This window comes from Halorubrum sp. F4 (assembly GCF_027257195.1).
Lineage (GTDB): Archaea > Halobacteriota > Halobacteria > Halobacteriales > Haloferacaceae > Halorubrum.
In genome coordinates this window covers 1-8,492 of sequence record NZ_JAPDFS010000026.1, presented here as the reverse complement: position 1 = coordinate 8,492, position 8,492 = coordinate 1, and the positions used below count along the sequence as shown (strand labels likewise).

General features: G+C 53.4%; 10 protein-coding genes and 2 pseudogenes. 7 read left to right on the top strand and 5 right to left on the bottom strand.

Going from position 1 to position 8,492, the window contains the following annotated elements; all coding sequences use genetic code 11:
• The coding region (locus OKW78_RS16100) for a hypothetical protein (RefSeq protein WP_281196076.1) at positions 1-317 on the top strand (317 nt) is incomplete at its 5' end.
• A 452-nt stretch (positions 318-769) separates the two neighbouring features.
• Here the strand turns inward: OKW78_RS16100 and OKW78_RS16095 are convergent.
• Together OKW78_RS16095 and OKW78_RS16090 are read right to left on the bottom strand one after the other, a co-directional pair.
• Positions 770-2,122, bottom strand: coding sequence for a DUF790 family protein (locus tag OKW78_RS16095; RefSeq protein WP_281196075.1), 1,353 nt, complete (start codon positions 2,120-2,122; stop codon positions 770-772).
• Positions 2,109-3,518, bottom strand: a complete 1,410-nt coding sequence (locus OKW78_RS16090; protein WP_281196077.1) for a DEAD/DEAH box helicase family protein — start codon at positions 3,516-3,518, stop codon at positions 2,109-2,111. Before OKW78_RS16090 ends, OKW78_RS16095 begins: the two co-directional genes overlap by 14 nt.
• 241 nt (positions 3,519-3,759) lie before the next feature.
• Here OKW78_RS16090 and OKW78_RS16085 point away from each other — a divergent pair, with 241 nt between their 5' ends.
• Entirely contained in the window at positions 3,760-4,071 is a 312-nt protein-coding gene (locus OKW78_RS16085; RefSeq protein WP_281196074.1) for a hypothetical protein, read from the top strand.
• Between the two features lie 130 nt (positions 4,072-4,201).
• The gene (locus OKW78_RS16080) at positions 4,202-4,648 is read left to right on the top strand and encodes a hypothetical protein (RefSeq protein WP_281196073.1); all 447 of its coding nucleotides are present in this window, start codon (positions 4,202-4,204) and stop codon (positions 4,646-4,648) included.
• A 33-nt stretch (positions 4,649-4,681) separates the two neighbouring features.
• Here the strand turns inward: OKW78_RS16080 and OKW78_RS17015 are convergent.
• A pseudogene (locus OKW78_RS17015) lies at positions 4,682-5,017 on the bottom strand (SprT-like domain-containing protein); the annotation flags it as partial.
• Positions 5,018-5,051: 34 nt separating this feature from the next.
• Positions 5,052-5,612 (bottom strand): hypothetical protein, encoded by a 561-nt coding sequence (locus OKW78_RS16075; RefSeq protein WP_281196072.1) that lies wholly within the window; start codon positions 5,610-5,612, stop codon positions 5,052-5,054.
• Positions 5,613-5,727: 115 nt separating this feature from the next.
• Between OKW78_RS16075 and OKW78_RS16070 the strand changes: the two genes are divergently transcribed.
• From OKW78_RS16070 to OKW78_RS16060, 3 genes are read left to right on the top strand one after another with little or no spacing between them, the layout of a single operon-like run.
• Positions 5,728-5,982, top strand: coding sequence for a hypothetical protein (locus tag OKW78_RS16070; RefSeq protein ID WP_281196071.1), 255 nt, complete (start codon positions 5,728-5,730; stop codon positions 5,980-5,982).
• A gap of 31 nt (positions 5,983-6,013) precedes the next feature.
• Positions 6,014-6,205 carry a hypothetical protein gene (locus OKW78_RS16065; RefSeq protein WP_281196070.1) on the top strand — a complete coding sequence of 64 codons (192 nt, stop codon included), beginning with the start codon at positions 6,014-6,016 and terminating at the stop codon, positions 6,203-6,205.
• A gap of 41 nt (positions 6,206-6,246) precedes the next feature.
• The gene (locus OKW78_RS16060) at positions 6,247-6,507 is read left to right on the top strand and encodes a hypothetical protein (protein WP_281196069.1); all 261 of its coding nucleotides are present in this window, start codon (positions 6,247-6,249) and stop codon (positions 6,505-6,507) included.
• A gap of 36 nt (positions 6,508-6,543) precedes the next feature.
• Here OKW78_RS16060 and OKW78_RS16055 read toward each other — a convergent pair whose 3' ends face one another.
• A complete protein-coding gene (locus OKW78_RS16055; RefSeq protein WP_281196068.1) occupies positions 6,544-7,284 on the bottom strand; it encodes a hypothetical protein in 741 nt (246 codons plus the stop codon).
• Positions 7,285-7,415: 131 nt separating this feature from the next.
• On the opposite strand from OKW78_RS16055, the pseudogene OKW78_RS16050 reads away from it, so the two are divergent.
• Positions 7,416-7,877: pseudogene (locus OKW78_RS16050) on the top strand (IS5/IS1182 family transposase); the annotation flags it as partial.
• Positions 7,878-8,492: the final 615 nt, after the last annotated feature.

Sequence of the window (8,492 nt, the reverse complement as noted above, 5' to 3'; positions counted from 1 at the left end):
AGAACGCAAAGAACGAGATGAACGCAAAGAGCGAAGAGAACGCAAAGAACGAGATGAGCGCCATGCGTGTAAAGAACGTCAAGGAGTCATGGAGCGCAACGAGTATTTACCTCCCAGAATTCCTCGATCGACAGCTGACGACCACGTACAAGCACGCTGATCTCGGGTTCGAGGAGGAGTTCGGCCGATCGCTGCAGAAGACGCGCTACTACTACCCGCTGCTCGTCGCACTAGGCATGGAACGCATTGAACAAATGGAAGCCCAAGAACTCCAAGAACGCATTGAAGACTTGGAAGAGAACGGAGTCAAGGAATAGCGGCGCTACGGCATACACTTCGAGATGTGTTCCGTGGATGCCACACTGCCACGAGCAGCCAATTTCTGACGTGGGCTAACCGAAAATCCCGATCGCGGATTGCGTATTGCGATATACACTATACAGAACAGACGAAATGAGCTGTGTCTCGACGATGACCCCGTTATCGATGAGTATCTCACCGCTGTAACCCCTGGTTCGAGGCATAAGGATCGGCCTCCTCGAAGGTGTGAGAGCACCGGGCACCACGTTTCTGGTGGTTATATACCTAGATTTTAGGATAAACAAGGCTATCCAGAAACCTAGGACTATACCGGTTCGCGCTACAGTCGGCAACGGTTTGGGATGCCTACAGACGACGAATCAACGGCCCGATCGAGGCTGAGCGGTACCGCTCAAACTGATATGAATCCCCAAGGGAGAGTACAGTAAAAGCGCTTAGTGGACTAGAATCACCGGTCTAGAGAGGTCTTAACGGCGTGCTTCTCAGCTAACTCCACGACATCATACACGTGAATCCCAGATTTGAACCACAACACACGGTCATGTAGCCCCTCAAAGTCGTCAGACGAGCAGTCCAATCGCTCGGAAACGGCGACGATGAGATTGTCACGGTCGGCATCTCGTATCTTCTCCAACTTCTCAGTGAGATACTCTGGCGTCCAGAACCCGACGATCTCGAATATGACTCGCCGTCCATCTGGATGTTGGAGAGCGAAATCAGGAAGCATCACTTCCGCCCCTAAGTCCAATACGTCATCTTCTCGGATGAGATCCCAGTCGGTATTTGATCGCTCCCACTTCTGGGCAAGCGTTCGTTCCACGTCTGAATCAAAGTCGCTCTGAGCAGAGTAGTGCGAGGACAGACCATCTGTATGATCAAGCTCAAACGAGAGCGTCCGACCTGTAGAACCACTCTCATCGTCGAGAATGTCAGCTTCCATCTCCCAGCGGCCACACAACGGGAGAGCAGGCAGAAAATTTGACATTCGTATCCCGTACTTCTGTGACTTTGAAAAGAGGGACGCCGCTCCATCTAGGATAGCTTCGTATCCGTCTGCAACATCAGTACTCGCTACACGATTGCCGTTGTTGTCGATTGGGTAGATACGGTGCATCAGCCCAAAGAGTTTGACGTAGCTGAAGACCGTCGCAAACGAGTCCCAGACACGTACCCGCATCTCCGTCGCATCGTATAACACAGCCTGTGCTAGAGCAAGGTTGTACCGAGTAAGAAGCCAGTCAACTGTGATTCTATCCTCAGCATAGGATTCTGAGCTATCGCCCGTCAGTCGTGTCGTAGTGGTCGATTCGTCTTCCTCATCGTACTCATTGGAAGCGTGGTGTCCGAACCGAACGAGTCGCTTGTTTTCTTCCAAGTCCGCATACATCCCCTGGTAGCATTCTTCGAGGGTAATTCCCAACTGGTCAGCGACAGAACTGTACACCTCCAACTTCTGAGTATCCTCGCCGAGCGTCGGCTGTCGGACAATCGGATACGACTCGTTTGCCTTCTCGAAGAGTGCTTGTCGAATCTCTCGTGGGGCGATTGAAGCGGCCGTCTCGAACTCACACTCATCTTTCAGCAGTTTCGCTAATCCTTGGACGATTTTGTAGTCTGTATCTGCGATGGTGAGCTGGTCAATCGTGTCTTCCAGTTCGCCCTTCGATTCGCCGAGATGCTCTTCAAAGATCTGAATGAGTTCTTTGGCGGTATCTCGGTATTGTTGCTCGTCAGGGTCGATGAACGACGGAGAGATGGTCTTCTCATACGTACGTGAGCGTGCGAGATTAGCTGTCAGCACTTGAACTCACCCCCTGCCGACGCTGTTCAGAGACGTAGGTTTCCATGGTGTCCTCAGCAATGATTTCGTAAAGTCGAGCTGGTTGTCGGTCATCTGTCGGGCGGAGAATCCGTCCCAGTCGTTGTGCATACTGCCGTTTTGAGGCACTCCCAGAGAGAATAATTCCCACGTTCGCTGCGGGGACATCGATCCCCTCATCAAGCACTTGTGAGGTGGCAAGCATCGAATATTCTCCCGTCCGGAACCGATCTAGAATCTCGGTCCGCTCCTCGGTCTCGGTCTGGTGAGTGATACACGGAACGACGAACTCTTTCGAGAGCTCGTATGCGAACCTGTTGTTGGCGGTGAAGATGATGGTGCGGTCGTCGTAATGCCGTTTCAGGAGGTTATCGAGCGTATCGGATTTCTTTCCCGCAGTACGGGCGATTTTCTCGGCTCGTTGCTTAGCGATCAGGGCACGTCGTCCCTGTGGGTCGTACGATGTTCGTTTGAGAAATTCCTGATATCCGCTTTCTTTCCAGAGGTCGAAATCGTGGGTATCCACGTAGTCACGGTAGATCTGGTACTCTTCGTCGTACTCTGTCCGTTCTTCCTCGGTGAGTTCAACTTGGAGGTGAATTGTCTCGTACTCGCTAAGGTACTCGCCAGCAAGCTCGTCAACCTCCTCTCTGTAGACGACCGTTCCGAGGAGATCTTCCAATTCTTCATGTGCCCCATCAGCACGCTCGTACGTTGCCGTCAATCCGAGTCGATATGGAGCAATAGTCATCTCAGGTATTTGCTGGTAGGTCGGGGCTGGCAGATGATGCACCTCGTCGACGACAAGCAGTCCGAACTGATCGCCGTACTCGTTGATGTAACGGTAGGCAGAATCGTAGGTTGTCACCGTAATATTCGTCACGTTGTGGCTTCCTCCACCGAGGACACCGACACCGTCTGGGAGTTGGTCACCGAATGCGTTGGTGAGTGTGGCGTGCCACTGGTTCATCAGGTCGATAGTTGGAACAACAATGAGCGTACTCACACCAGCGTCAGCGATGGCTTGGACGGCGAGAAACGTCTTCCCACTTCCCGTTGGGAGAATGACGCTCCCACGACGCTCGTTGTCACGCCATGCTGAGAGAGCTTCCTGTTGGTACTCGCGTGGTTCAATGGCGACAGATGGTGTAAGATGAAACTCAGAATAGGAGCGGGCATCATCCGCAAATTCAGCTACAACTGCTGTAGCTTTTTTGAGAGTGGCTTGACCGTCAGGTTCGGTTGCCCAGTCGTGGATTTCACGATAGTGCTGTGCCCGTGCTCGATATTTCTCAACACGATCGTCCCATTCAGCATACGGAATATCCTTAGGAGCATCTTCAAGTAGAAGTGTTCCATCATCAAATGAGAGACGCATCTGAATGTACCTACGGTTGGCAGGATACTTGGTTTTGCTGGAGATAGAAGGTGTCATAGAACGGTTGTCATGGGTGCCGTGAGAGAGCGTTTGTCTAGTTAAATTCGAAGGATAGCGTCGGAAATTGGAGCTACTCTTGATATAGATCGCTATACGGCGGGTATGTGAACTGTTCTATGACACCCTCTGGGTCGTCGATCCGAGCCTTTTCACTGCTACTGAGCGAACTACCCGAGAAACGATGTCTGACGATGAAACCTTAGCGGATATCGACCTTGGCCTGCTTGACATCCAGAAAGACATGGTGAGAATCGTTGTTCTTGTCAGTTCAGTTTTAGTTCTACAAGGCCTCACGTTTCTGTTCTTGGCTTGGATGGCAGATAGCTTCCTCATGACAGTCGTCGTGGCCGTGCTTGGTGTAGTCGTCACCCTCGTCGGATTGAGGATTTGGATTGGGAACTTCCGAGCCTATGGAACAGTAGCGCTCAAGGTTAATGAGGCGAAAGAGCATCATCCAGCAGCGAAAGAATCTGACGAGTTAGACTCGTCATGACGACTCCAGTCTCACCGTAGATACAATGCGATAGAGGTTGAAGCAGAGTCAATTCTCGATATTTACGACGCTACGTTCATCCACCAGCCAGAACAAAGTGATATCAGTAGTTGCTGATCCGTCTACAGGTGTGTTAGAGGTCGTCAGGCGTGATGACGTTCCCGCTCTCATCACGCGTTTCGATCTCCAACGACCCACAGTGTTCACAGATGGTGGCACCGTAGACAACCCGGCGAACAGTCTTGCACATCTGTCTCCGGCCACCGATAAGTCCACAGTTCTCACAGTAGAACCGATACTGGAGGTCATCTTCGTTGAACAAGGTGTCGTCTCGCCATTCTGGTACCTCATTGAGAACGCCGTCGGGGCCTTCGATGCGAAGCTGAGCGTCACAGGTACCACAGACTTGGGTGCCCTCAATTGCTCGGGCGACAGCGGTACTCCAGCGATGGCGACCGCCAATGAATCCACATCCGTCGACACAGTAGAATCGGTACTTGTAGTCGGCAGGCTGTTTCTCGTAATGGGTGCTGCACCGCCCAGAGAGATCCAACGGTTCTACCCACTGCTTGAATGAGTCACCGTGTCCGGTGTCAACGCTGGACGTTTGATGTTGGTAGACATGAACGAGTTCGTGGCGAATCGTCTCCCGCAGAGCTTCAAATCCTGCCCTGTCGGCGGTCTGCTCGGACAGGCGAATCGTACAGTTGCCGCGTCCGTCCGACGAACAGACCCCGTGTTGGCGCGTCATTCGGGCGCTGGTCTCGAAGGCCACACGAGAGAGGTTGACGTGGTCTGGGGTCAATGGCCACTCATCACCGAAGACAACCTCGTTGGCATACTCTCGTGCCCGTCGGGAGAGTTCGTGCGAGTCTCCAATATCGCCCGCAGTCACTATACACTCTGACTCTTCCACGAGACAAAGAAGGCCCGGTTTTCTGTGCATCCAAGGGACGGTGTTCGATCAGAGAGTGGGTGGATTACTCGGCAGGATCATGGTATTGTGGGGGGATCGGGCCGTGTTTCTCGACTACCTGGGGATCGCCATCAAGTGACCCCTCGCGTGACTCTTCGACTGTGATGATGTGTTCCCAGTTGTCGCCGAAGTCGAACTGGTAGTGGATCCACTTCAATTCCTCTGGATTCAGTTCGCCGATGGTCGTTTCGCCGGCGTTACCCTCCTCGGGTGGATTCAGACGGAGGTCACGGAACCGCTCTTTGGCTGCTTCGGGCTCATCCTCGGCACCGACTTGCGAGATAGCACGTTCGATTTGCTCGGAGTCCATCGCTGGCCAGCTGGGCCCACCCTCGTACTGTTCCGGCATTGCATAGCTACGGGTAGCAATCCCATCCGAATCATAGATCATAAACTCGTACATATGGGCGTCCCAGCGGTCGAATGCGTCGAAGATTGCCTCGTGTAGCTCCACCAGTGTGTGAGTCTTGTCAACTTCAATATCGCACCAGACTTTCTCGTCCTCATCGGGCTCAAATATCGGCGGATTCGGCGCGAGTTCGACGCGAAGCGTGTAGGCGGTCATACAGGAAATCCATCGCAATAGCGGTTAGTTCTTCTCCCCGTTTCGCAGTCGTCTCTCAGAATGGTGCATTGATACATTTTTGTCGTTTCTCACTATTGTGTGATTGAGGCGTTTGATGCACTCCAGCAAAGCCGAATTCGCAGAAGCAATCACATCGGGCGATCCGGATCGCGTGAACGCTGCCATTGAGGAGGTGCGAGAAGCGGAGACGGCTGAGCGAGCGCACCTGTTCGTAAGTAGTGTCGACGAGTTTACCCAGTACTATTACGCTGATGATGGCTACCAGCGACTCTCAGTCGTCCGATTTCTGCGCCAACTCTACGTGCCACACATCCCCGACGAGAAGGGTGTCAACCTTAAAGTACGGTAATTTTACGGTAATACAATCAAGACAATGATCTATGCCACCAGACGGATACACGACGGTCACGATTTCGGATGAAACAGCCGCTAAGCTTGCCGAATTTGTAGTAACTCACAATCTAGAGAGTGTTGCCGAAGCGATCGACTTTGCAGCTGATGCTGCGCGTGATCCAGAAACTCTCTCAGAAGCCGAGTTAGCCGGTCTTCTACATCGTAAACTCGCAGACTGAACCTGTTTACAGTAATTCTACCGTAATTCTTCCAGCTAAAGTTGACACTCCTCCCCGACGAGTACCGAGAGACCTTTTGGGATCTGCTGTGCGAGGCGATTGTCGACGACGATGGCCGAGTGCGAAAGGCGGCCGAGAAAGCAATTGACAAGGTCATCACCTTTACTTCATACCGTGAGCAACCTGTCGATCCGTTGCGTGCCGATCTCGCAGAGATCGCTGACACGCAGGTACCGACGTACTCCGAGATCCATTCGGCACTCAGCACCGCCGAGAGATACACTGTAGAGTCGCTAGAGTGAGTACGATCAATCTCATGGCCGCGAAGCTACCGTCGCTCACGCTGAATCCCGTTCACCATACTCAGTGGCCGCCCACTCAAGGTCGAACTGGATCATGTCGTCGAACTGTTGGAGTCGCCTCGGATGGATGTTCTCGCCGAGCACCCGAAGGAGGTGCTCGATAGCGTCATCGGAGAGTGGGCCCGGCGGGTCAAGTTCGTCGGTTGGCTCCCAATACCGAGGCGTTCGTGGAAACGGCTCGTTGAGGATACGCTGCATCCCCTCGATATGGTGGAGATCCTCCATCGTATCGGGGGACTGGAGAATGCGCTCATAGAGGTCAATCGCGGCGCGGCCATCGGCGTAGATGGCGTGTTTGAGGACTGATGCGGCCCAGTACTCGTCATCGGCTTCGGCGCGGGTAAGCGTGCGATCCGCGACGGCCACCTCTTCGTGGCCGATCCCCCAGCCAAACGCACCCGACTCTTCCCACGCAGCGTCTTTGTCATCCTCCATCGTGATCCGTCCAAGGTAGTCGAGTGCCCATGCCGGAATCGCGTCCGCGTCGTGGCGGATGTGGGTCCGAATGACGCACCGCCCGAGGACATTCGCGATCAGCACCGTACAGTGATGGTCGCCTTCCGCGGGTGGATAGGCCTCGGCGCAGTCTTGTAGAAACTCCCAATCCGGCTCGTCTTCGACGAGGGCGGCAGCATCGACGAGTTCGATCGTCTCTTCAAGATTGTCCCAGAACGCGTCGCGAAAGCGGTCGCCACTTTGCTCCAGCGCGTTCGCCATTGACGTGTTCCAGTTGGCGAGCAGTGTGTAGATGTCTGCTTGATTCCCTTCCGTCGTGCTCTATTGAAAATGGAAGACAGCGACGGGATCCTTCCATAACGGTTTGAGGAAATGAGGTCGAGAAGGCGATTATGGGCGTCGCGTTACTCGACCTCGTTGAGACAGCACTACGTGTAGCTAAACAAGCGTTGGGGAATCGAGCGGGCAAGCCCGACTCGGGCGGGCTTGCCCGCGAGGCTCACATCGTCGCACACTGTATTCGGAAGGAAGAGGGCCACAGCTACGCCGAACTCGTAGATCGGCTCAGCCTCATGCCGGACGTGTGTGACCGACTTGGAATCAGCTCGGATGCTCCACCCGATCCAACCACGTTCTACCACTCGTTTGATCGGTACGAAATGCACATCTGGCGGGCGTTGCTGCGCGTTTCTGCGCAGCAACACCCGCAATCTGGCCACGCCGCACTCGACAGCACGTTCTTCGAGCGATCCCACGCCTCACAGTACTACTGCCAGCGGCGAGGACAGACGATCAAGACAGTGAAAGCGACGACATTGACTGATACAGAGTCGCTGGCGGTGGTAGACGTTCACTGCTGTATCCGGCGTGTCCGAGATCGTCAGTGCACATGGATGGGAGATTACGGCTATAGAAGGTTCAACAGGTGGTGCGAGATTTGAGATTCACGGCGTTAATTAGCCAACTACTGGAATTGTTGCTTCGTTTAGCAATCCGATAGGAGCGACGACTGCCAAGACAACGACCAAACCACGCAGGTGCTGACACTCCTTGTTGGCGCTGTAAATCCTCTCCCTAAGCACGTTCTGTCAACTACGACTCGCACCCCTCATTGCCGCTGTAAACATTCGGTAGACGTCTTTAAACGGCATAAAATTCGCGATACTCGGCAGAACGACCACCTATCTCTTCCTATCTCTTGTTCGCTAACCAGTAGCTTTATTACATATCTTGCTGTTTCCTACCGTACCACACTTTTGGCATACTGAGACGCCATATTATTTTGGCGTCGAAGACATGAACTGTCTCGTGTCTTCTCGTAATGTTTCCCATAATATCGGTGGTTTAAGTTCGTTTCTGCGTCAATCTCTATCTTCAACCTCGGCTTCAACTTGAGGTCACACACCATCCGTGTTTACAGCGGCAATGAGGGGTGGGAGGATATTGTCGAGATCATGTTTACAGCGGCA

Bases quoted from the DNA above. Each gene is read 5' to 3' on its own strand.
- OKW78_RS16090 (WP_281196077.1), bottom strand. From the start codon at position 3,518: ATGCGTCTCTCATTTGATGATGGAACACTTCTACTTGAAGATGCTCCT.
- OKW78_RS16085 (WP_281196074.1), top strand. From the start codon at position 3,760: ATGTCTGACGATGAAACCTTAGCGGATATCGACCTTGGCCTGCTTGAC.
- OKW78_RS16075 (WP_281196072.1), bottom strand. From the start codon at position 5,612: ATGACCGCCTACACGCTTCGCGTCGAACTCGCGCCGAATCCGCCGATA.
- OKW78_RS16070 (WP_281196071.1), top strand. From the start codon at position 5,728: ATGCACTCCAGCAAAGCCGAATTCGCAGAAGCAATCACATCGGGCGAT.
- OKW78_RS16065 (WP_281196070.1), top strand. From the start codon at position 6,014: ATGCCACCAGACGGATACACGACGGTCACGATTTCGGATGAAACAGCC.
- OKW78_RS16055 (WP_281196068.1), bottom strand. From the start codon at position 7,284: ATGGCGAACGCGCTGGAGCAAAGTGGCGACCGCTTTCGCGACGCGTTC.